Annotated in this window: 16 protein-coding genes and 1 pseudogene; 9 read left to right on the top strand and 8 right to left on the bottom strand. The window is 72.7% G+C overall.

Going from position 1 to position 21,719, the window contains the following annotated elements; translation table 11 throughout:
- Positions 1–257: 257 nt before the first annotated feature.
- Both ACIQ9E_RS08945 and ACIQ9E_RS08950 read right to left on the bottom strand, forming a co-directional pair.
- Positions 258–1,880: a sensor histidine kinase gene (locus tag ACIQ9E_RS08945; RefSeq protein ID WP_403704247.1), complete on the bottom strand. Its 1,623-nt coding sequence runs from the start codon at positions 1,878–1,880 to the stop codon at positions 258–260.
- A 272-nt stretch (positions 1,881–2,152) separates the two neighbouring features.
- Positions 2,153–2,827 (bottom strand): annotated as a pseudogene (locus ACIQ9E_RS08950) (response regulator transcription factor); the annotation flags it as partial.
- Between the two features lie 354 nt (positions 2,828–3,181).
- Here ACIQ9E_RS08950 and ACIQ9E_RS08955 point away from each other — a divergent pair.
- Positions 3,182–3,355, top strand: a complete 174-nt coding sequence (locus ACIQ9E_RS08955; RefSeq protein ID WP_403704250.1) for a hypothetical protein — start codon at positions 3,182–3,184, stop codon at positions 3,353–3,355.
- A 401-nt stretch (positions 3,356–3,756) separates the two neighbouring features.
- On the opposite strand, the gene ACIQ9E_RS08960 is transcribed toward ACIQ9E_RS08955, so the two are convergent.
- The 3 genes from ACIQ9E_RS08960 to ACIQ9E_RS08970 form a co-directional block, all read right to left on the bottom strand.
- Entirely contained in the window at positions 3,757–6,426 is a 2,670-nt protein-coding gene (locus ACIQ9E_RS08960) for a toxin-antitoxin system YwqK family antitoxin (protein WP_403704253.1), read from the bottom strand.
- Between the two features lie 277 nt (positions 6,427–6,703).
- Complete coding sequence (locus ACIQ9E_RS08965; RefSeq protein ID WP_403704255.1) at positions 6,704–6,877, bottom strand: hypothetical protein; 174 nt, start codon at positions 6,875–6,877, stop codon at positions 6,704–6,706.
- Complete coding sequence (locus ACIQ9E_RS08970) at positions 6,867–7,112, bottom strand: hypothetical protein (RefSeq protein ID WP_403704258.1); 246 nt, start codon at positions 7,110–7,112, stop codon at positions 6,867–6,869. Before ACIQ9E_RS08970 ends, ACIQ9E_RS08965 begins: the two co-directional genes overlap by 11 nt.
- Positions 7,113–7,229: 117 nt before the next feature.
- Between ACIQ9E_RS08970 and ACIQ9E_RS08975 the strand changes: the two genes are divergently transcribed.
- The 8 genes from ACIQ9E_RS08975 (at position 7,230) to ACIQ9E_RS09010 (ending at position 13,854) form a co-directional block, all read left to right on the top strand.
- Positions 7,230–8,003, top strand: a complete 774-nt coding sequence (locus ACIQ9E_RS08975; protein ID WP_403704261.1) for an XRE family transcriptional regulator — start codon at positions 7,230–7,232, stop codon at positions 8,001–8,003.
- A 105-nt stretch (positions 8,004–8,108) separates the two neighbouring features.
- The gene (gene cyaB / locus ACIQ9E_RS08980; protein ID WP_403704264.1) at positions 8,109–8,660 is read left to right on the top strand and encodes a class IV adenylate cyclase; all 552 of its coding nucleotides are present in this window, start codon (positions 8,109–8,111) and stop codon (positions 8,658–8,660) included.
- A 19-nt stretch (positions 8,661–8,679) separates the two neighbouring features.
- Positions 8,680–9,165: a hypothetical protein gene (locus tag ACIQ9E_RS08985; protein WP_403704267.1), complete on the top strand. Its 486-nt coding sequence runs from the start codon at positions 8,680–8,682 to the stop codon at positions 9,163–9,165.
- A gap of 65 nt (positions 9,166–9,230) precedes the next feature.
- Positions 9,231–10,103 carry a glycosyltransferase family 2 protein gene (locus tag ACIQ9E_RS08990; RefSeq protein WP_403704270.1) on the top strand — a complete coding sequence of 291 codons (873 nt, stop codon included), beginning with the start codon at positions 9,231–9,233 and terminating at the stop codon, positions 10,101–10,103.
- 451 nt (positions 10,104–10,554) lie between these two features.
- Positions 10,555–11,070 (top strand): hypothetical protein, encoded by a 516-nt coding sequence (locus ACIQ9E_RS08995; RefSeq protein ID WP_403704273.1) that lies wholly within the window; start codon positions 10,555–10,557, stop codon positions 11,068–11,070.
- Positions 11,071–11,158: 88 nt separating this feature from the next.
- Positions 11,159–12,004, top strand: coding sequence for a DUF4097 family beta strand repeat-containing protein (locus ACIQ9E_RS09000; protein ID WP_403704275.1), 846 nt, complete (start codon positions 11,159–11,161; stop codon positions 12,002–12,004).
- A 72-nt stretch (positions 12,005–12,076) separates the two neighbouring features.
- Complete coding sequence (locus ACIQ9E_RS09005) at positions 12,077–13,066, top strand: ATP-binding cassette domain-containing protein (RefSeq protein WP_403704278.1); 990 nt, start codon at positions 12,077–12,079, stop codon at positions 13,064–13,066.
- Positions 13,063–13,854, top strand: coding sequence for an ABC transporter permease (locus tag ACIQ9E_RS09010; RefSeq protein ID WP_403704281.1), 792 nt, complete (start codon positions 13,063–13,065; stop codon positions 13,852–13,854). Before ACIQ9E_RS09005 ends, ACIQ9E_RS09010 begins: the two co-directional genes overlap by 4 nt.
- Positions 13,855–13,938: 84 nt before the next feature.
- On the opposite strand, the gene ACIQ9E_RS09015 is transcribed toward ACIQ9E_RS09010, so the two are convergent.
- The 3 genes from ACIQ9E_RS09015 to ACIQ9E_RS09025 form a co-directional block, all read right to left on the bottom strand.
- Positions 13,939–14,274, bottom strand: a complete 336-nt coding sequence (locus tag ACIQ9E_RS09015) for a hypothetical protein (RefSeq protein ID WP_403704284.1) — start codon at positions 14,272–14,274, stop codon at positions 13,939–13,941.
- Positions 14,275–14,389: 115 nt separating this feature from the next.
- Positions 14,390–19,291 carry a DNA repair ATPase gene (locus tag ACIQ9E_RS09020; RefSeq protein WP_403704287.1) on the bottom strand — a complete coding sequence of 1,634 codons (4,902 nt, stop codon included), beginning with the start codon at positions 19,289–19,291 and terminating at the stop codon, positions 14,390–14,392.
- A 343-nt stretch (positions 19,292–19,634) separates the two neighbouring features.
- Entirely contained in the window at positions 19,635–21,668 is a 2,034-nt protein-coding gene (locus tag ACIQ9E_RS09025) for an SPFH domain-containing protein (RefSeq protein WP_403704289.1), read from the bottom strand.
- Positions 21,669–21,719: the final 51 nt, after the last annotated feature.

Raw genomic sequence — 21,719 nt, forward strand, 5'->3', positions numbered from 1 at the left:
TCCGGCCCTATCCGTTTCGGTCAGGTCTGTTTCGGTCGGGTCTGTTTCGGTCGGGTTGGGCATCCGGGTTTCCCGGGCGGTCCGGACCGGCCCCCACCGGTAGCAGCCGCTTCTCCCTCCTCCTTCCGCCCTTCACCGCCCTTCCGGCGGTGGGGGCAGCACCGTCGGAAGCCCGGCCGGCCGCCGCCCGGCCGGGCTTTCCGCATGGGCCCTCCGAACCCGTACGCGTCTACGGTTCGAAGGGCCCGTACGGCTGTTCACATGCGGTCGAGGACGACGGTGAACGTCGTGCCCGTGCCCACCGCGCTCTCCACCCGTACCGTGCCGCCGTGGTCGTGGACGATCTGGCGGACGATGGACAGGCCCAGGCCGCTGCCCCCGGTCAGCCGGCCGCGGGCCGCGTCCGCCCGCCAGAACCGGTCGAAGAGGTGCGGAAGATCGTCGGCGGGGATTCCGTGGCCGGTGTCGCTGACCCGGATCACGGCCTGCGGACCACGGGCTTCCAGGGCGAGCGTCACGCTGCCGCCGGACGGTGTCGCCCGGATGGCGTTGACGACCAGATTGCCGACGGCCTGGCGGAGCCGGTCCGGATCGGCATGGACCAGGACCGGCGGTCCGTAGTCGGCGGGTTTGAAGAGGAGCGCGACCCCGGTCGGTTCGGCCCGTGCCAGCTGGGCGGTACGGCAGGTCTCCAGCAGCTCGCCGAGGTCCGTCTCGCTGCGGTGGTACGTGAGGGCACCCGCTTCGGCGAGCGCGAGCTGCTGGAGGTCGTCGACGATCCGCTTCTGGAGCATGACCTCCTCGTGGAGGGAGTCCAGCAGCTCCGGGGTGGCCTCCACATAGCCGTCCTGAAGGGCCTCCACATAGCCGCGGAGATTGGCCAGGGGCGTCCTCAGCTCATGGGCGATATCACCGGTCATCCGGCGCTGGCGCTCCTCGGAACGCTGGAGCGACGCGGCCATCCGGTTGAAGTCACGGGCCAGTTCCGCGATCTCGTCCCGGCCGGTGACCGGGACCCGGCGCCCGAGGTCGCCCTCGCCGAGGGAACGGGTCGCCTCCGTCAGCGCCCGGACCGGGCCCAGCACGGCCCGGCTCAGCAGCAGCGCGGCGGCCGCGACGGCCAGTGCCACGCCCGCCGCGACGCCCGCGGCCGGTTTCGCCCCGGGGGACGGCGGCGGTTCGTCGCCCACCCCGAGCCGCACGGTGAGCCGGGGCGGTACAACACCCCGCACATTGTCCCGGAACACCTGCTGGAGGCAGGGGTCGATGCTCGCCGTATCGCTGCCCATGCACGCCTGGGCCGCGTCCTGTACCGACGCACGCGCATCGGGCGCCTTCGTCCGGGGGCACTGCGGGCGGGACGGGTCGGTCCGTACCGACGGGGTGCCGCTCGGAGTGAAGCTGACCACGGGGTCGGCCCCGGAGCGGGTGAGGCAGGCCGCGTACCGCATACCGGTGACATAGGCGCCGATCTCGCGGAGCGTGGTCTCCTTCCGGTTGAGCCGGCCGGTGCCGGCGGGCGGGCGGAAATCGGGCAGCGGATCCACCAGGACCGGTGTGCGGTCCCCGGGCAGGCGCGGTGCGCGGCCCTCCAGGGCGTCGGAGTCGGCGAGCAGTTCGTCGTCCCCGGTGGTGACGTGGATCCGCTGCCCGGTGTCCCGGGCCAGGGCGTGCACGGCGGTCGCGATGCCCTCCCAGGTGCCGTGGGTGGCGCCGTACTGCCGCAGTCCGGCCGTGATCCGGATCTCCTCGGCCAGACCGGCGGTCACGCTCTGCTCCACGGCGTCGGTCGTCTGCCGCCAGGTCAGCCAGGCGGTCGCGGCACACGCGGCGCAGGCGACGAAGAGCAGCAGAACGAGGGCGCGGAGGCGGAAGCTCACGGGGTGAAGCCACCGGCTCCGGGGAAGGGGGCGGAGCGCGGGCGGGGCTGCGGGGCGCGGTCGCGGACGGCACCGGCCCAGGGGCCTGCCGTCCTGGAGCCTCCGGACCTGGCACCGTCCGTCCCGGAGCCTCCGGACCTCGAACCCCCGTACCAGGCACCCTCGGACCCGGAACCTTCGGGCCAGGGGCCACCGGTCCAGGTGCCGGGGGCCTCCACCGCGTCCTCCGGGCCCCGGGACCCTTCCGGCTCCGGGCCGTCCTCCAGCGGCGCGATGAGGCGGTAGCCGCGCCCGTAGACCGTCTCCACGACCCGGGGGAAGCGGCCGTCGGCCTTCAGCTTCCGCCGCAGGTTCATCACATGCGCGTCCACGGTCCGTACCAGGACGCCCTGGTCGAAGCCGAAGACCCGGTCGATGATCTGGGCCCGGGTGAACACCCGGCCCGGTGACTGCGCCAGGACGTGCAGAATCGCGAACTCCTTTCCGGTCAGCGGGATCGGTACCTCCGCCAGCCGGACCTCGTACCGGTCGGGGTCGATCTCCAGCACCCCCACCCGCAGCACCGAGGCGGCGGCCGGTACGGCGTTCGCGCGGCGCAGCAGGGCCCGTACCCGGGCGGTCAGCTCGCGGGGGCTGTAGGGCTTGGTCATATAGTCGTCGGCGCCGAGGTCGAGGCCGAGGAGGAGGTCCTCCTCGGTGGCGCGGGCGGTCAGCAGCAGGATGGGCACCGGGGACTCCATCCGCAGGACCCGGCAGACGTTGAGGCCGTCGACGAGCGGCATCATCACATCGAGGACGATGAGGTCGGGCCGGGTGGCTCTGGCCCGGTCGATGGCGGCCCGGCCGTCGCTGACGACCTGGACGTCATGGCCTTCGCGCTCCAGATAGATCCGGATCAGCCGGGCCTGTTTGACGTCGTCCTCGGCGACCAGAATGCGTGACGTCACGACGGTTCCTCCCCTGGTGAACTCCCCCGTCACTGACGGATGTTCTTCCGCTACCCGGCGACTCTACGATTCGGAAAGTGGATAAAGCGGGCGGGCTTCATGGTGCCTTCACGATTGGGCGGTACGGGGGGTGGTGCGGGGGCGGTACGGCGGCGGGCCCCGGGGCGTTCCCCGGGCGGACCGCCGGTGTCCTCCAGCCGTTCTGCCTGGTGGCCTGCCCGGTGTTCCGGTGGGTTCTCGCCGGAAGGGTCGGTGCCTGAGGGGGAGGACAGCACGGCGAGGGGGGTTAACCCGAGAACGGTTCGGCCCGGCAGCCGGATGGGACGGTCCGGCCGTTCCCGGAAAGCTGGATGCATGATCGGAAATCGCACCACCACCGACGCCCACGGCACCACCACCGACGCCCACGGCACCACCACCGACGCCCACGGCACCACCACCGACAACCACGGATCGGCGGGGCACCTCGGGTCCACCGGCCGCTCCGGGCCTGTCCGTGTGACATTTCCTGTGGTGCCTGACGCATAGAGGTACGGGGGGGGTCCGGACCCGGCCCGGCACGGGGGTGCGGGCCGGAGCCGGGCCCTCCCGGTCGGACCGCCCCCGCGATGCCGAGCCCCCAACAGCCTCTCCCCGGAGGCCTTTCACCCCGCTGCCGGTATACGGCCGAAGGGGGAGATCGCCCGCGGATTCCCTCCCTCACTCCCGGTCGACCATGTCCCTATCGGCGCCTGATCCCTTCCAACGGCGGTCGGCGGGCACCCTGCCCGCGAAGGATGTGACCCGCGCGAAGAGCCACGTCCCCGCGCGCGGTTCCGCGGAGCCGGTCCACCCGGCGGTCGCGGAAGCGGACCCGGGCACCCTGCGCCGACCCGGCCTGCGGTCCCGCGCCCGTCCGCAGCCGTGCGGTGCGGGCGCGGGACCGGTATTCACTCCTGTTCGCAGAGCGCTCGCAGCAACTCGGCCGTGTGCGGAAGGTTGTTGTAGCGGAGCACCTCGCTGACGTCGACGTTGATGACGCCGCCGTCACCGGCGTGTCCGGCGACCGCCAGGACGACCCGGCGCTGGTCGGCCGTGAGCGGGGCGCCGTCCTGGTAGGCCTCTTCGGGGAAGACGATGTCGAGCAGGGACCGGGCCAGGGAGGGGGCGGTGAACGAGTTCGCCCCGTCCAGCAGGGCGCACATCTCGTCCAGACAGCCCTGGGAGTGTTCGGGTGGCAGCTGGGACAGCACATCGAGCGCATCGGCGGACGCGGTGCCTTCCGCGAACCAGTGCGCGCCGTAGCCGTCCAGGCCGGTGGTGTCGCCGAGGGTGGAGATGAGCAGCGGCAGCGCGTCCGGCAGCGGGTTCCCGCCGATCCGTACCCAGGTCAGCGCGGCGCAGAAGGCGAGCAGCGGATCCTTGTCCCCGAGGAACGGCTCCACCAGGGCACGGGTCTCGTCGCCGGGCGTAAGGCCGAGGCAGAGCAGCAGATCGCCGAGGTTCTCCCGGTCGCGCTCGTCGCCGTCCCGTGCGGCCTCGGCGGCCAGCCGGTCCCGCAGGGCGGCCGCGGCGGCCTCGCCCGGGGCGGCGGCCAGCAGATGGAACGCGGTCTGCTGGGCTTCGCGGGAGATGCCGGGGCCCCCGGCGGCGAGCCGGGCCCATGCCGGTGTCGCGGCGCCGAGCCGGGTGTAGATCTCGTAGTAGGCGGGCTCCACGTGGTTCTCCCCGTAGAACTCCGCCGGATCGTCCACCCCGGCGGCTGCGGCGTGCAGCTCCTTGAGCTGCCGGGTGTGGTCCGGACCGCCGTCACGGGTGACGACATGCAGCAGGAAGTTCAGCAGGTCCTCTTCCTCGGGCCGGGCCTCCGCCAGCGCGATCACGAACCGCAGGGCGGGGCCGGCGATCTCGGAGACGGTGTGCTGATGCAGCACGGTGTCCCAGATCGCGCCCAGGGCGTGGCCGGAGGCGAGCGGGTCCGGGACGGCCAGTCCCTTGATCAGGAAGGCGAAAGCCTCGCCGCCGCCGAAGAAGGTCTCGTACCCGGTCCACTCGATGTCGTCGACGCCCGCGAGGACATCCGGCAGGGGCGTGGTCCGCCAGGTGTGCACGGCGTGCGCGAACTGCCCCAGGTCGCCCCCGCGCTGTACCTCCAGCCCTTCGAAATCGGTCACGGCGCGTTCGGTGCCGTCCGGGCCGTCGACGCCGTACAGCTTCCACCGCCCCACGGGTTCGCCCTGGAGGCCGGGCCGGACCGCGCCCTCCGCGATCACCGCGCCGGAGACGTCCAGACCGCGCCACCACTCGACCGGTTCGTCGTCCACCAGCACATCGGACGGTACGACCTCGGCCAGGCGCGTCCCGTCCGCGTCGAACCACACCTCGGACACCAGGGCGTCGTCCCGTGTGGTGCGCTCGACCCTGACGGGCCCGTCCTGGTAGAAGCGCCGTTCGGCGACCGCGCCGTCGGATTCGGGCAGGGCCTCGGTCTCGGTCTGCGGCCGCCCCCGGTCGTACTTCCGGTACAGCAGAACCGTGCCGTCGGGGCCGTACGTCCACTCCTTGGCCGGCCACTCGTGCCGCCACGCCACCCACTCGCGGCGCCGGGCCGGGCGGCCGTCCCTGAACTCGACGACGATCGGCTCGACCTGCGCCTCGCCGAACGAAAGGTCCTTCCACAGCCGCCAGGTGCCGAGGGCGGCGCCGGTCGCCGGGTCGACCTCACCGACGGCCCACGACTTCAGACCCGCGATCCACACGGCGTCGCCCGGAACGCCGTCCAGCCGCTCGGGCTCGCCGCGCGGATCGGTGAACTCGGCCCGGGGCGCGCCGGCCTCCCCGCCCAGCAGCCGCAGGGCGAGGGCGGACCGCCCCACGGACGCGGCGTGCAGTGCGGCGCCCTGCGAGCTGCCGAGCCCGAGGGCGAGACACTCCTCGACCGCCCGCTCGTCCCCGGCCAGCTCCGCGTCGACGAGCGGGTTGCTCTGGCAGGTGCTGGCCGTGTTGATCTGCGCCACCAGCTTGCCTTCGACGGTGTAGTACTCGGCGCCCTTGAACCGGCCGTCGGTCTCCCAGAACCGGTGCAGCCCGATCTTCCGCTCCTCCCCGCCCGGCTCGTAACGCTGGTGGTACCAGTGCCGGTGCCGTGCGGCGTGCTGCGCGTCCTCCGGCACCCCGGCCGGTCGGGGCGGTATCGGCTCCCCGTCGAAGTCGACCTCCGATCCGGCGGCGGTGTAGAAGCGCTGGCGGAAGAAGTACCCGTTCTCGTCGAAGTCCTGGACCAGGCGCCGGATCGACTCCGGCAGTTCGGCCATGACGGTCTCCTGCGACGGGGTGTCGGCGCGGTGGAGCACCATGGTGGTCCGCTTGCCGTCCTCCCACGGTCCTTCGCTCGCGACGGATCCGTCGTCGTGGTAGCGGATGTGCGGCCCGTGCATCTTCCCGTCGACCCAGTGGCTGGACTCGGCGAAGGTCCCGTCGGCCCGCCAGCAGCGCCACTCCCCGGTTTTCCCCCGCTCCCCGGTCGCCCCCAGGGTCCACCCCGTCTCCTCCTCGTCCCATCCGGCCCCGGCGGGCACGCCGTCGGGTCTGTCGGGGGTGGTGGCTTCGTCCATGGTCATGCTCCTCGTTCCTGCCTGTCACGGACCGCGTCGGACCGCGCGCGAGTGAACCGTCCACCGATGTGCCCCCGTGGCCGCTTGTGCGTGGCGTGCGATCGGTGCTGCGACGGGATGCTAGGCCCACCCACCGACAGGGCGGTACGGAGGTGGAGTTCAGACGGGTGGGGTGCCGGGTGGGGATTTGGGGGTGGTCCCGGCTTTGTGCCGGGGGTCGTGTTCGGGGCCGGGACCGTTCCCGTACGCGGGGCATTTGGGGCTGCGGCGCGTACGGGAGCCTTCAGCGCGGAGCGCGCTTGCGCGGGGCGGGGCAGGAGGGGTGCGCGTACAGGGAGGGTCGCGCCCCGGAGGCGGAGAACCCGAGCATCACGAGGTTCCCCTCGGACCGCTCGACGGGCCGGTCGCAGTAGACGCAGTACTCGGGGACCGGAACGGCGGCGGGGTCATTGCCCATGGTCGTCCATGGGGCTGTGTCGGCAGCGGGGGCAGTGGCAGGGCGGGAAGCGCAGTGGCTCGGGCGGGAGGTCGCGGGCGGCGTCGGCGTGGACGACCGTGTGCGGTCCCCAGGTCCGGCCCGAGTCCCGGGAGACACGAAGCGTCATCAGGATTCTCGGTCCGCCGTCCGTGGCGCGGGCGTTGCCGTCCGGAGGGCACCTGCCGGACAGCCGGCCGTCGTCGGTGATGGTCACGGAAACACGATGGACCCGGCACACTCCGTTGCGCGGCGTCGCTGAAGGCGACATTCCGACGACACGAAAGGCGTCAAATCGGTGTCATTGCAGGGTCGGTGGGCGTACCGTGCTCGCATGGCGACCCCGAACAGCGCTCTCCGGGCGGTCCGTATGGGCCTGCTGATGTCCCAGGACGACTTCGCCCGCGCGGTCCGCGAGGCCGGAAACCGCGCAGGCCGGCCCAACGATGCCAACAAGCGCCTGGTCCAGAGATGGGAGTCCGGCACGACCACCGCACCACGCGCCGTCTACGCCCGTGCCCTCGAAGCGGTCACCGGGCTACCCATCGACGCTCTCGGCTTCGACGGGGTCGTAATAGCCCGCGTGACCGACACCGGAACCGCCGGAGGCAGCGAGCCGAGCAGCCCCGACACCTCACCGACCGCAAGGGCTACTCCTGCGGCCATGCCCCACAACGCCCCGGCCACGGCCCACCGCAACTACTCGGGCGTCTGGCTGTCCCGCTACGAGTACTACTCCAGCAGCCGCGACGCCACCCACACCGGACAGCACTACGTGGTGATCCTCCAGCACGGCGACCGTCTCACCGTCCGCAGCCTGCCCGGCTCCTCCGACTCCCCGCTCACCATCGACCTCCACGTCGACGGCCACGTCGTTACCGGCACCTGGACCGAACAGACCGCAGCGGACGGCTACTACCGGGGCGCCCGCTACCACGGGGCCGTACAGCTCCTCGTCGAACCGACCGGCCGCCGCATGGCCGGCAAATGGGTCGGCTTCGGAAAGGACTTCGACATCAACACCGGCCCCTGGACACTGACCTTCGAAGACGCCTCCACCACCAAGGCCACCCTGGCCTCCTATGACAGAAAACCCACTGACAGCTGACATCCCACGCCGAAGGCGGACGCACGAGGTACTTACAGCCGCCGAGACCGGGCCGACTCGGTGCGCCGAAGGCAGCAGGGCACGGTCCGAAAGGAGTGCCACCGCGTGATCGAAGCAGAGCTGAAGGCCCGGGTGACAGCACCTGACGTGGTCCGGCGAGGTCTGGAGGGTCTGGTGGCAGGCCGTTCCGAGGTGTACCGGGACACCTACTACGACGCTCCTGATCACGCTCTTGAATCCGCGGACCAGGAGCTGCGGGTGAGGACCGTGCACGGCCCGGACGGGTCCCGGACGGTGCTGACGTTCAAGGGTGCGCGGGTGGACGACGAGTCCGGGTCCAAACCCGAGTACGAGACCGGGGTGGAGGACCCTGAGGCGGTGCACGCCCTGCTGCGCGGCCTGGGCTATGTACCCGTTGTCGAGTTCGAGAAGCGTTGCAGGAACTACGCGTTCGAGGCTCATGGACGGCAGATGCTCGCGACACTCGTACGGGTTCCCGAGCTGGACGGCACTTTCCTGGAAGTGGAGACGCTCACCGAGGAGCCCGATGTGGCCGCGGCGCTGGTGGACATGCGCGCGGTGCTCACGAGCCTGGGCATCGACGAGGACGATCTGACGCGAGAGTTGTACACGGACGCCGTGCGGGCGCGCCGGTGAACGGAAGGGGTGACACGGCATGGTGACCATGGCCGTGACGGGGCATATGGACCTGACCGAGGGGAGCGTGGCTCTGGTCCGTGCCGCCCTGCGGGAACTGCTCGCCGGGCAGGGTGACGGGCTGACCGGGGTGTCGTGCATCGCTGCCGGTGCCGACAGTCTCTTTGCCGAGGCCGTGCTGGAAGCGGGCGGGCGGCTGGTGGTCGTCGTGCCGTCGCGGGACTACCGGGCGGCCAAGGTGAAGCCGGGGCACGCGGAACTTTTCGACCGGCTGCACGGGGCCGCGGCCGAGGTTGTCGTCCTGCCGAACGAGACCGCCGACCGGGCTGCCTACGAGGCCGCCAACCGTGAACTGCTGGCCCGCGCCGAGCGCCTCGTCGCCGTATGGGACGGCACCCCGCCCTCCGGCAAGGGCGGCGGCACCGCCGATACGGTCCTCGAAGCACAGGCGGCCGGTATCCCCGTGGACATCGTCTGGCCCGAAGGGGCAAGTCGGCGCGGCTGAGTGCAACTTCAACCTCTGGACACGAGCGTCACCGAACCTCTGCGAGGCACCGCGTGAAGGGCACCATGAACCCGACCCTCGGCGTGATCGTTCTGACCATGGGGGACCGTGAGCCGGAGCTGTTGACTCTTCTTGATTCGGTGGCCGCGCAGGACGGTGAGGCCACCATCGTGGTCGTGCTGGGGCAGGGTGTTGCGTTGCCCGAGCTTCCGGCCTGGGCGGAAGGTATTGAGCTTCCGGAGAATCTCGGGGTCCCGGGTGGCCGGAACGCCGGGGTCGAGTGGCTGCGGCAGTACGGCGGCGTCGATGTGGTCGTCGTGCTCGACGACGACGGGTTCCTGCCCTGGACGGACACCCTGCAACTGGTCAGGGAGGCGTTCGCCGCCGAACCCCGGCTGGGGATCGTGAGCTTCCGTATCGCCGACGAGGAGGGGCTCACCCAGCGCAGGCACGTCCCCCGTCTCGGTGCCTCCGATCCGTTGAGGTCCGGGCCGGTCACCACCTATCTCGGCGGGGGCCATGCCATCCGGATGAGGGTGATCGACGAAGTCGGGGAGTTCCCTGCCCCGTTCTTCTACGCGCACGAGGAGACCGACTTCGCGTGGCGTGCCCTGGATGCCGGCTGGGACATCCACTACCGGGCCGACATGGTGCTCCGCCATCCCCGTACCGAGGCGTCCCGCCATGCCGTCTACTACCGCAACACCGCCCGCAACCGGGTGTGGCTGGCCAAGCGCCGTCTGCCCGCTGTCCTGGTGCCGGTGTATCTGATGACGTGGGCGGCGTACACCATGAAGCAGAGGCCGTTGAGGGAGGGCCTCAAGGCCTGGTGGTCCGGATTCTTCGAAGGCGTACGCACTCCGTGCCCGCCCCGGAAGCCCATCCGATGGCGCACGGTCCGGCGGATGACCCGCCTGGGACGCCCACCGCTGATCTGAACCGCTCCCGAGGGCATCGTGCTACCGGGCCATATGTGCCCGCCTGACCCCACACGCCCGTCCGAGCTGAGGTTGACGACCGTCCGGCCGACCGGGGCAGGAGCGGAGGCAGGGGTGGATACGGATACGGACACGGGGCTCCGTCGCCAGGTTCTGCCGGGACTAAAACGAACGCTCTATTGAGCGCGGTGTCGCGACTGTGGCGCGGCGCTAGGGCGATCGCTCTCGCGAGGAGGCGGCGGATATGGCGCCATGAGGCATGGAGTGGCGCCAGTGGGCGGGCTGTGGCGTTATGTCATGGCATGTCATGGCCTGCCATGGCGAAGGAGGCGGCTGTGCAATCCGCGATGGAGGTTCGTTTCCGCTGGTCGCAACGGTCTGGTGCCAGCGAGATGCAGAGCAGGCGCCAAGGGGCTTGCAGATGGCGCCATGAAGGTGCCATGATGACGTCATGGACCTCACGCCGTACGTCGAAACCGTTCGCCGCGAGTTCGCGGCGGCCTGCAAGGCAGGCGGGGAAGACTCCCGGGAGCCGGCGGAGTGGCTGAACGCCCCGCTGGAGGCGGCGACCCGCCTGGCCATGCTCCATGTGCTCTCCGCCGCCATGGACGAGATCACCCGCGAACTGGCGCCCGGCTCGGTCGAGATACGGCTGCGCGGGCTCGACCCCGACTTCGTCGTGACGCTGCCGCCCGCACACGACGGCGCCACGCCCCCGCCCGCCGAACCGCCCAGAACCCCCGCACCCGCCGAAGGCGGCGACGGCAGCACCGCCCGCGTCAACCTCCGGCTCCCCGCCTATCTCAAGACCCTGGTCGAGGAGGCCGCGGCCCGCGAAGGGCTGTCGCTCAACGGCTGGCTGGTACGTGCCGTGTCCGCCCGGGTCGACCGCGGAACCGGGACGCCCCGGCCGCCGGAGACAACGGCCCGGGAGAGCGGAAAGAGCTTCCAGGGCTGGGTGCGCTAGCCAGCCGCCCCGCCCCACCCCACGACTTCACCTCCCTCACGTCCCGCCGGCCGGGACGCTACCCCAGACCCACGAGGACGGGACAGCCATGCCTGCTTACGCCACCCCCCAGCCCATCTCCGTCACCGCGCACGTCGAAGGAGGCTCCATCCGCTTCACCGCGACCGACCGCACCGACACCGTGGTCGGCGTCCGGGCCCGCGAGCCGAAGAACGAGCTGGACGCCCGGACCGCAGAGCAGACCGAGGTCTCGTACACCAGCGGACTGCTCACCGTACGGACACCCAGGCCCGGCCTCCTGGGCCGGACCGGCATCGTCGACGTCACGGTCGAACTGCCCACGGGCTCCCGGATCGATATGACCGGCGCCTGGGCCCAGGTGGTCGGCGAGGGGCGGCTCGGCGAGGTCCGGGTGAAGACCTCCTCCGGCGATGTCCGCCTCGACGAGACCGGCCCGCTGAACCTGACCGCCAACCACGGCTCCCTCAGCGTCGACCGGGTCGAGGGCCTCGCCGAGATGACCACCAGCTCCGGCAGTCTGCGCGCCGGTCTCCTCGACGGCCCGGCCGTCCTGAAGAACTCGCACGGCACCACGGTCGTCGGCGCCGTGACCGGCGAACTGCGGGTGAAAGGCGCCAACGGCGATATCGAGATCCGGCGCGCCGAGGACTCCGTCACCGCGGTCACCGCGCACGGCACCGTCCGCGTCGGAGAGGTCGCCCGCGGCACCGTCCAGCTGGAGACCTCCTACGGCGCCATCGACGTCCGCGTCCGCGAGGGTTCGGCGGCGTGGCTCGACCTCAACTCGGGCGCCGGCCAGGTCCGTAACACGCTCGCCGAGTCCGGGGCCCCGGAAGGAGCCGAGGAAACCGTCACGATCCGCGCCCGCTCCCGCTACGGCAGCGTCGACGTCCTCCGCGCCGCCAAGGCATGACCCCGCGCACCGCACACCCGGGGCGCATCGCGCCCGAGCCCACCGCACCCCTTCTCCGACCCGGAGTCCGCCATGCCCTCATCCGCCCTGCCCACCGCCCGGCGAGCGGACGGCCCGCCGCCGCCCGCCGGAATCTCCGCCACCGGACTGCGCAAGTCGTACGGCGAGAAGACCGTCCTCGACGGCATCGACCTCTCCGTCCCCGCCGGAACCGTCTTCGCGCTCCTCGGCCCCAACGGCGCCGGAAAGACCACCGCGGTCAAGATCCTCTCCACGCTGATCTCCGCCGACGGCGGACAGGCCCGGGTCGCCGGCCACGATCCGGCCACCGAACCGCAGGCCGTGCGCGCCGCGATCGGCGTCACCGGACAGTTCTCCGCCGTCGACGGGCTGATCACCGGCGAGGAGAACATGCTCCTGATGGCGGACCTGAACCATCTCCCGAAGCGCGAGGGCCGGCGCGTCGCCGCCGAACTGCTGGAGCGTTTCGACCTCACCGACGCCGCCAGGAAACCCGCCGCCACCTACTCCGGCGGTATGAAGCGCCGCCTGGACATCGCCATGACCCTCGTCGGCGACCCGCGGATCATCTTCCTCGACGAGCCGACCACCGGACTCGACCCCCGCGCCCGCCACAATATGTGGCAGATCATCCGCGGACTGGTCTCCGGCGGTGTCACCGTCTTCCTCACCACCCAGTACCTGGAAGAAGCCGACGAACTCGCGGACCGCATCGCCGTCCTGAACGACGGCCGGATCGCCGCCCAGGGCACCGCCGACGAACTCAAGCGGCTCGTCCCCGGCGGACACGTACGCCTCCGCTTCTCCGTCCCCGCCGCCTACCGGAACGCGGCCGCCGCCCTGCGCGACGCCGCCCGGGACGACGAGGCCCTCGCCCTCCAGCTCCCCAGCGACGGCAGCCAGCGCGAACTGCGGGCCATCCTCGACTGGCTGGACTCCGCCGGTGTCGAAGCGGACGGACTGACCGTGCACACTCCCGACCTCGACGACGTGTTCTTCGCCCTGACCGGCGCCGGAAAGACCCAGGAGAATGCCCGATGAGCACCCTCTCGCACGCCGTCCGCGATACGACCACGATGCTCCGGCGGAACCTGCTGCACGCCCGGCGCTACCCGTCGATGACGCTCAACCTGCTGCTGACACCGATCATGCTGCTGCTGCTTTTCGTCTTCATCTTCGGCGAGGCCATGAGCGCGGGCATCGGCGGCAGCGGCGCCGACCGGGCCGACTACATCGCGTTCATCGTGCCGGGTCTGCTGCTGATGACCATCGGCGGCGCCACCGTCGGCACCGCGGTCTCCGTCTCCATGGACATGTCCGAGGGCATCATCGCCCGCTTCCGCACGATGGCCATCAGCCGCGGATCCGTGCTCAACGGGCATGTCATCGGCAGCGTGCTCCAGTCGATCATCGGTGTGGTGCTCGTCGGCGCCGTCGCCGTCGCCATCGGCTTCCGCTCCTCCGGAGCCACCGCCCTGGAGTGGGTCCTGGCCTTCGGCATGATGGCGCTGTTCGCCCTGTCGCTCACGTGGATCGCGGTCGGCATGGGCCTGATCAGCCCGAACGCCGAGGCCGCCAGTAACAACGCCCTGCCGCTGATCTTCCTTCCGATGATCTCCAGCACCTTCGTCCCGATCGACGCGATGCCCGGCTGGTTCCAGCCGATCGCCGAGTACCAGCCCTTCACCCCGGCCATCGAGACCGTCCGCGGACTGCTGCTCGGCACCGAGATCGGCCACAACGGATGGCTGGCCGTGGCCTGGTGCCTGGGCCTGGCCGCGCTGGGCTGGTTCTGGTCCAGGTCGGTCTTCAACCGCGACCCGAAGTAAGCACGGGGGCTCGTTCCCGGACGGGGGTGGCGGACACCGGCAGCACGCCGGAGTCCGCCGCCCCCGCGGTGTGTCCCACACGGCCTAGTGGATCCGCAGCGGCGTGACCCGCCCGATGCGGACCGTCTCCGGCTGCCGTACGAGCCGCGCATAACGGGCCCGTGTCCCGTTCCCGGCCGCCTGGCGGCGGCCGTTCATCCGGCCGAGCCGCGCGCCCGGCACCGCCGAGGGGACCCCGCCGGATCCGGCGGCCCGCGCGGCCGCCCCGCCCCCGGGCCCGAACACACCCTTTGCCGAAGCCCCCAGCCCGAATATCGCCCGCGCCCCGGCCGCCAGTGTCCGCAGCCGGGCCGCCAGCACCGCCCCCAGCCGCCTCACCACCGCCACGGCGACCTGCCTGCTCCCGGAGCACGCGTTCATGAGCCCGACCTCCCGTATCGCGGTGTGTGCCGCCGACATCCGTGCAGTCGACACCTACGAGGTGCTCCGGCCCCTCCGTTCCGTCGCACCCGGCGGATGTGAGCCCGGTCACCGGTCAGGGCCGCCCGGCCGCCGCCCGTACGATCGCCGCCTCCAGCGAAGCGATCCGCTCGGCCAGCCCGCTGTACGGATCCCGCTCCGACTCCCGGGCCCGCGCGTACGCCTCCTTCACCGCAACCCAGCGCGCCGCCCCCGCCTCGTCGAGCGTCCCCCGCAGCGCGGCCAGCTTCAGCAGGTTCGCCTCGGTGTCCCCGGGCAGCGCCTGCGCCTCCGCCGTGTAGTGGTCACCGACGACCGCCGCGACCTCCGCCTCCGTCATCGCCGGGCTGAGCCGTTGCACGATCCGGTTCATATTGCGGTACGAACCCTGGAGCCGGAACGGCGGTTCGGTACGGGCCGCCTCCGACACCCCCGCGGACGCGATGTACGCCGAGTTGACCGCGAGGACCGTCTCCCGGGCCGCCAGCACCTGCCGCAGCACCCCGACGATCCGCTCCAGCTCCCCCGCGGCGTACGGATGGACCAGCCCGTCGCGGCGGGCCGCCGGATCCCCGGCCGCGAGCCGTACCAGCAGTTCCACATCCGACCGCTCCCGGCCGGCCAGCGGCGCCAGTTCGGGGTGCGACGTCAGCGCGTTCTCCACGAAGCTCAGCCGGAACGCCTCCTCCTTCCCGGTGAGTACGTCTCCGAGGTTCCACACATCGGCCCGGTTGGCCAGCATGTCCGGCAGCCGGAACCTTTCGCCGGAGCCGGTGTACGGATTGCCCGCCATCACCACCGCGAACCGCTTCCCCCGCAGATCCCGCCCGCCGAGGGTGCGGCTCGCGTCGCACAGCGGCAGGAACTTCTGGAGCAGTTCGGGCGAGGTGTGCTGGATATCGTCCACGTACAGCAGCACGTTGTTGCCCGCCGCCACCGCGAAGGCGATCTTCTCCAGCTCGGCGCGGGCCGCCGCGTCCGGTGCCTGCTCCGGGTCGAGGGAGACCGTGCCGTGCCCCAGCGCCGGACCGTCGGCCTTGACCAGCAGCAGCCCGAGGCGCTCCGCGACGTACTCGACGAGTGTGGTCTTGCCGTAGCCGGGCGGCGACAGCAGCAGCAACAGGCCCCCGCTGTCGGTCCGTTTGGCGTCGCCCGCCGCGCCGAGCTGCCGGGCCAGGCTGTCGCCGACGAGCGGCAGATACACCTCGTCGACGAGCCGGTTGCGGACGAACGCCGACATCACCCGGGGCCGGTACTCGGCCAGCCGCAGCCGGGCCCGTTCGGCGTCCACGAGCCGGGACCGCAGGGCGCGGTAGGCGCGGAATCCGGGCACGTCCCGGCCCGCGAACGCGGTGGTACGGGAGAGGAACTCGTCGAGCCTGAGGTCCAGGGCGCCGCCGTCGATCCGGGGGTGGCTGCCGAGCAGGCCGTCGACGGTCACGGCGGCGGGGCCTTCGGCGTCGTAGCGGTCGAGGTCCGGATACAGCTCCAGGGCCAGCGCCTCGGCGAGCACGTCGGCCGGTACGTCGCGCCCGGTGGAGCGGGCGTACGCGGTGAGCCACCCCTCGGTGATCCGCCGCACGGTCGCGGGCTCGTCGGCCCCGCTCTCGCGGCCCGTCCCGCGGTACGCCGCGCCCACGGCTTGCCGGAAGGCCGCCACCAGCGCCCGCGCCGCCGGGCCCGTCACAAAGCCGCGTTCGCCCGTCAGCTCCTCCACCAGATACCCGGCCGCGGCGGCCGCGTCCGGGCCCGCCGGACCGGCTGCGGCTCCAGCCGGACCGAACGCGCCCGCCACCCCGCCCGCCGACCCGGCCGCCGCCCCGCCCGCGCCCGCCGCCTCCGCCGAATCGTCCCCCGCCGTACCGCCCGCCGCCTCCCCCGACCCGGCGATCGCCTCCGCCAGCTCCCTGTGCAGCGCCCCCAGCGCCGGAGACGGCCCGAACCGCTCCCGCGCCGCCACCAGCGATACCGCCTCCCGCGTCCACCGCGCCCGGTCCGCCACCTCCGCCCCCGCCCAGAACGCCTGGGCCCGCGCCCGCTCCCCGCCCCCGTACCGCAGCAGCCCGCCCACCCGCCACAGGCCCGCCGCCGCCCGCAGCACCGCGACCGCGTCGTGGTCGTGGACCCCGCGCTCGTACCCCTCGTCGTACGCCTCCGCCACCGCCCCGGCCACCAGCTCCGCCGGATCCCCGCCCGCGACGGCCGCGGGCAGCAGCCGGGCCGCCAGATACTCCGCGCGGTAGACCTCCGGCGACTCCGACGGCAGCGACCGCCCCCAGTAGGGCCGCGCCGCCGCGAACTCCGGGCCGCCGCCGACCGGCCCCCGCCAGTCCGTGCCCGTCAGCGCGAACACCATCCCGTCGCCCTGCGGCAGCAGCGTCAGCTCCGGCTCCCGCGCGGTGACCGCGAACGCGTGCCGCCCCAGCCGGATCGTGCCCCCGCCGTCGCCGAACAGCTCGCGCCGGTCCCGCAGCGCCCGTACCGCCTCCGCACGGGCCGCCTTCAGCCGCCCCTCCACCTCCTCGGCCCGTACCGGATCACCGAGTTCCCGCAGTTCGGCGGCGGTCCGCCGGATCCGGGCGACCATCGGGTCCGAACCGAAGTACGCGTGCAGCGCATCGCTGCCGTCCAGCGCGGACGCCCGCCGGGCCACCGCCTCCAGCACCCGGCGCGCCGACTCCGCGAGCCGCTCCGTCCGCCGCGCCCGCTCGTCGTCCAGCGACTGGCGGCGCGCCGAGAATGCCTCGTACACCTCCGTCCGCTTCCCCGCGATCTCCGCCAGGAAGCCGTCATGGCCGGGGAAGCGGGACTCCAGGTTCTCCAGCTTCAGCAGCAGCGCGGCGAGCCGCTCGTCGCACTCCTCCGGTGTCCCGGCCGCCGCGAGTGCGCCCGTCACCGACTGGGCGAGCAGCGCGAGTTCCGCGGCGAACTCGGCCCGCCCCTCCCGCTCCGCCAGGTCCCGGCGGCGGCCAGCGAGGGCGGCGCGGGCCCGGTTGACCAGGGCGGTGACGGACGCGATGCGCTCCAGGATGCCGGTGCGGACCGTGGTGTCCCCGATGTCGAGGCCCGCGACGACCTCGGTCAGTTCGCCGAGACCGGCGGCGCGCGCGTCCAGCCCCGCCACCACCTCACCGGCCTCCGCGGCCGTCGTCAGCCCGGCGGCCCGGTCCGCCAGCGCCGTGATCTCCGCGCGGTAGCCGTCGAAGGCCTCCTCGCGGGCGAGGAACGCGATCGCCCGGCGGCCCGCCGAAGCGGTGTCCGCGGCGACGTCGTCCGCGAGCGCGTCGATCGCGCCGGCGTCCGCGTACCGCAGCTCCTTCAGCGCCAGCAGCCGGCCGCGGGCCGACCGGAGTCCGGTGATCCGCCCGATCCACTCCTCCGCCGACGCCGGGGACTCGCCGCGCACCCGCCGCACCAGCCGGGCGATCCCCGCGGCCTCCCCGGCGAGGGCCTCCGCGGCCTGCCGGGTCAGCTCCCGTACGGCCGCGAACTCCTCCACCGCCGATGCCGCGGCCGTCCGGATCTCCTCCAGCGGGCCGCGCAGCCCCCCGGCGTCCGCGTCGCCCAGCCACGGATGCCGGTCGGCGGTCCGCTCGCAGTCGGCGGCCAGCGCCTCGTAGAGACCGGCCGTCGGCTCGCCCGCCGCGGCCTCCACGGCGCCGCGCGCGACGGCGAAGGCATCCGCGACCGCCCGTACCAGGGACGCGTTCCCGATCCGGGCGAGCGGACCGTCCGGATCCCCGGCGGGGGCGTGTCCGTCGTGTTCCTCGGAGACGTACGGGCTCCGCCAGATCTGCACCGTGTGGGTACGGGACGGCTCCCCGCCGTCCGGCGCGGCGAGCGCCACCAGCGTGCCGTCGTCGAGCAGCGCCCAGCCCTCGCAGCCCAGCGGCGCCACGACCTCCTTGCGGACGGTGTCGTACGGCAGCAGGATGCACCGGCCGCCGTCCGGGGCGCGGAACGCGTAGAGCACGCTGTCGCCGCCGGGGGAGCGGACGGCCCGCTCGAAGGCGGCGTCCGGGTGGGGATCCTCGAAGGCCTTGGCGGATCCGGTCCCGGCGGACCGGGCATAGCCGCCGGGGAAGACGACGCCCTGGTCGTCGGGGAGCCGCCGCAGCGCGCCGCCCGCACCTTCGAGGCGGTTCACCGAGCCGGTGAGGGTGTGGACGACGAGCTGCCGTACGGCGTCCTCGTTGTACGGGCGGACCCGCAGCAGCACCAGGGGTCCGACCCGGGCCCAGGACACGTCCGCGTCCGCGAGGGCCTGGAGGGGTTCGGCGACCGGCTCGGAGAACACCCCGCCGGGGCTGCCGGTGTCGGCGGTGCCGTCGCTGGTCCTCACGGTCAGCGTGCCGCCGGTCGTCGACACGTACACGCCGTCGGTGATCCGGATCTGCGGACGGCGGCCCGGGACATGGTCGTCGCGGCCGGTCGCGGTCCAGACGATGTCGTCCGGCGGCGGCGCGGCGGCGAGATCGCGCTCCCCGCGCCCGTCGAGGAAGCCGAGCGGCGAAAGGGACCAGCGCAGAACGCGTACGTCGTCGTTCTTGCCGGTGCGGAAGACGGCGAGGAGCCGGTCGTGGGTGACCAGCAGCCGCGCGGGCCGGGCGCCCTGGAAGAAGCGGCAGAGCGCGGCGAACTCGGCCCGGAAGGCGGGGTCGTCGAGGAGACCGGGGACGGCGTCCTCGGGGAGCGGGGCCAGTTCGCGGTCGTACAGCGCGAAGACGTCGGCGGGTTCGGTCACCGGCGAGAGCGCGGCGGGCGCGTCGCGGAGGAGGAGCAGCGCGCCGCCGACGGCGACGAGGTCGCGGGGCGTTCCGGGTGCCGCGGTACGGAGCCGGCCGGTCCCGGCGAGGGAGAGTTCGGCGCTCCCGAAGGCGGCGGTACGGGCCCGGTCGAGGGCCCCTGCCCGCTGCGCCAGTTCGTCCCCGCGGGCCCGCAGCCGGTCCCGCAGCACCTCGTAGGTCCCCGCGTCCATGGTTCTCCTCCGTCGTCTTTCGTACCTCCGCGGCCCGCCGCGGCGCAGTACTGCGGTCTGGTGCCCGCGGCGTCCGCAGCTCGCAGCTCACCGCTCGCCGCGCCCGCGGTGTGGTGCCCGCGGCTGCCGTCCCCCGTGGCGGCAGCCGCGGAACCTTCCAGGTGGGGTGGGGTGGGGTGGGGTGGGGAGCCGGGTGCGGGCCCCGGGCTCTCCGGCCGGGCCCGCGGCTGCCGCCCCCCGCGCGGCAGCCGCGGATCCTTTCGGCCCCGGGGGCGGCGGCGGCCCGTGCGGGACAGCGGCCTCCGCAGGAGCCCCGCGGCAGCCGCGGAACCCTCCCAGGGCCTCAGCCCTTGCCGTTCAACCCGCTCATCCCACCGACTCCGCCCAGCCCCGCCAGGGACTTGTCCGCCAGGCCCAGCCGCCGGGCCGCGTCCAGCAGCTGCCCGAGCTGCCCCTCCGCGCCGCCGCCCGAGCGCATCAGCTGCGTCAGGAACGCCGACACGGTCAGGTTCTGCACATCGGCGGTCGACACCGACCCGAGGAGCGCCGTCAGGTCCTCCCTGAAGGCCCCCGACCCGTCCAGCCAGGGCCCGGCGAGCTGCTGCACGGTCGACGACTTCTCCACGAACCCGTCGACACCCTTCCCGAGCGCGATCGCGCCGACCAGCCGGTCGAAGAAGACCGACTCCCCGCCCACGATGTCGATATCGGCGTGCTCCAGCCCCACCGAGATGAGCTGGGCCTGCGCCTCCGCGACCTTCCGCTGGGTGTCGAGCCCCGCGAGCCGTACGTCCCGTTCCGCCTCCAGGCGCAGCCGGTACTCCTCGTGGCCCCGGCCCGCCTCGTCCAGCGCGGCCATCGCCGCCGCCTTCTCGGTGAGCCCGGCGGCCTCGGCGGTCAGCTTCTCGCGGATGCCGTCCGCCTCCGCCTTCAGCCGCTCGGCGAGCGCCGCCGCTTCCGCGCGGCCCGCGCGCTCGATGACATCGGCCTCCTTCTCGCGGACGGTGACCGCGGCCAGGCCCTCGGCCGCGGCCTCCGCCCGTACCCCCTCCGCCAGGCGGATCTTCGCGCGGGCGTCGAGTTCGGCGGACTTGCTGCGGGCCTCGGCGAGGGTCAGCTCCTCGGCGGCCCGGTGGACGGCGGACTGCTCGGCGGCCTCCGCGGCCTTGATATCGCGGACCAGCTGCTCCTGCGCCGCCGCCTCCGCCGCAATGACGACCTGCTGCCGCCCCCGCTCGGCCTCCTCGACCGCGCGCAGCCGTTTGATGGACTCCTCCTGCTCCGCGACCGTACGGTCCACGGCGACCCGCTCCCGGATCACCTCGGCGATCTCGCGGCGCTCCGCTTCGAGTTCCTTCTCGGCGGAGATCCGGGTCAGCTCGGTCTCCCGCTCCCGGGCGATGACCTCCAGCAGCCGGTCCTTCTCGATGCGCTCGTTCTCGATGGCGATGACCCGCTCGCGGTTCTTCGCGGCGACGGCGACCTCACGGGTCTGGTTCTCGCGGTGGACGCCGAGCTGCTCCTCAGTCTTGAGGAACGCGGTCTGCGCGCGCAGCCGCTCCTCCTCCACCACCCGGGCGGTCTCGGCCTCCTCGCGGGCCCGCGCGGTCTCGATCTCCCGGCGCTGCCGGATCTCGGCATCGGTCTGGCGGCGTTCCAGTTCGAGGATCGCCTCGCGGGCGTCGACGTTCTGGCGGGTGATCTCCTTCTCCTCGTCGCGCAGGTACTCGTTGGTGCGGACGTGTTCGACGGCGGTCAGCTCGGTGATCTTGCGGATGCCCTGGGCGTCGAGGATGTTGTCGCGGTCGAGCTGGGCGAGCGGGGTCTGCTCCAGATAGTCGATGGCCGCGTCTTCGAGGCTGTAGCCGTTCAGATCGGTGCCGATGACCTGGATGATCCGGTCCCGGAATTCGTCGCGCTTGGTGTAGAGGTCGGTGAAGTCGAGCTGCTTGCCGACGGTCTTCAGGGCCTCGGAGAACTTCGCGTTGAACAGTTCCTGCAGCGTGGCCTGGTCGCTGGCGCGGGCGGTGCCGATGGCCTGGGCGACCTTGATGACGTCTTCGACGGTCTTGTTGACGCGGACGAAGAACGAGATGCGGATATCGGCGCGGATATTGTCGCCGCAGATCAGGCCGTCGCGGCCGGTGCGGGAGATCTCGATGGTCTTCACCGAGATGTCCATGGTCTCGGCCTTGTGGAGCACGGGCAGGACGACCTGGCCGGTGAAGGTGACGTCGACCTTTCTCATCTTGGAGACGATCAGGGCCTTGCCCTGTTCGACCTTGCGGAAGAGCCGGCCGAGTACGAGGACGGCGGCGACGACGATGACGAGGACGAACGCGACGAGCAGCGCGGCGCCCAGGGTGATGGCATCCATGAGGAAATCTCCGGAGTTTCGGAGCGGAGGGCGCCCACGGGTCCCGTGCGG

This window comes from Streptomyces sp. NPDC094448 (assembly GCF_044763775.1).
GTDB lineage: Bacteria > Actinomycetota > Actinomycetes > Streptomycetales > Streptomycetaceae > Streptomyces.

Coding starts and splice junctions, on each gene's coding strand:
- ACIQ9E_RS08955 (WP_403704250.1), top strand. CDS start 3,182: ATGATCGGAAATCGCACCACCACCGACGCCCACGGCACCACCACCGAC.
- ACIQ9E_RS08960 (WP_403704253.1), bottom strand. CDS start 6,426: ATGACCATGGACGAAGCCACCACCCCCGACAGACCCGACGGCGTGCCC.
- ACIQ9E_RS08965 (WP_403704255.1), bottom strand. CDS start 6,877: ATGGGCAATGACCCCGCCGCCGTTCCGGTCCCCGAGTACTGCGTCTAC.
- ACIQ9E_RS08975 (WP_403704261.1), top strand. CDS start 7,230: ATGGCGACCCCGAACAGCGCTCTCCGGGCGGTCCGTATGGGCCTGCTG.
- ACIQ9E_RS08985 (WP_403704267.1), top strand. CDS start 8,680: ATGGTGACCATGGCCGTGACGGGGCATATGGACCTGACCGAGGGGAGC.
- ACIQ9E_RS08990 (WP_403704270.1), top strand. CDS start 9,231: ATGAACCCGACCCTCGGCGTGATCGTTCTGACCATGGGGGACCGTGAG.
- ACIQ9E_RS08995 (WP_403704273.1), top strand. CDS start 10,555: ATGGACCTCACGCCGTACGTCGAAACCGTTCGCCGCGAGTTCGCGGCG.
- ACIQ9E_RS09000 (WP_403704275.1), top strand. CDS start 11,159: ATGCCTGCTTACGCCACCCCCCAGCCCATCTCCGTCACCGCGCACGTC.
- ACIQ9E_RS09005 (WP_403704278.1), top strand. CDS start 12,077: ATGCCCTCATCCGCCCTGCCCACCGCCCGGCGAGCGGACGGCCCGCCG.
- ACIQ9E_RS09010 (WP_403704281.1), top strand. CDS start 13,063: ATGAGCACCCTCTCGCACGCCGTCCGCGATACGACCACGATGCTCCGG.
- ACIQ9E_RS09015 (WP_403704284.1), bottom strand. CDS start 14,274: ATGAACGCGTGCTCCGGGAGCAGGCAGGTCGCCGTGGCGGTGGTGAGG.
- ACIQ9E_RS09020 (WP_403704287.1), bottom strand. CDS start 19,291: ATGGACGCGGGGACCTACGAGGTGCTGCGGGACCGGCTGCGGGCCCGC.
- ACIQ9E_RS09025 (WP_403704289.1), bottom strand. CDS start 21,668: ATGGATGCCATCACCCTGGGCGCCGCGCTGCTCGTCGCGTTCGTCCTC.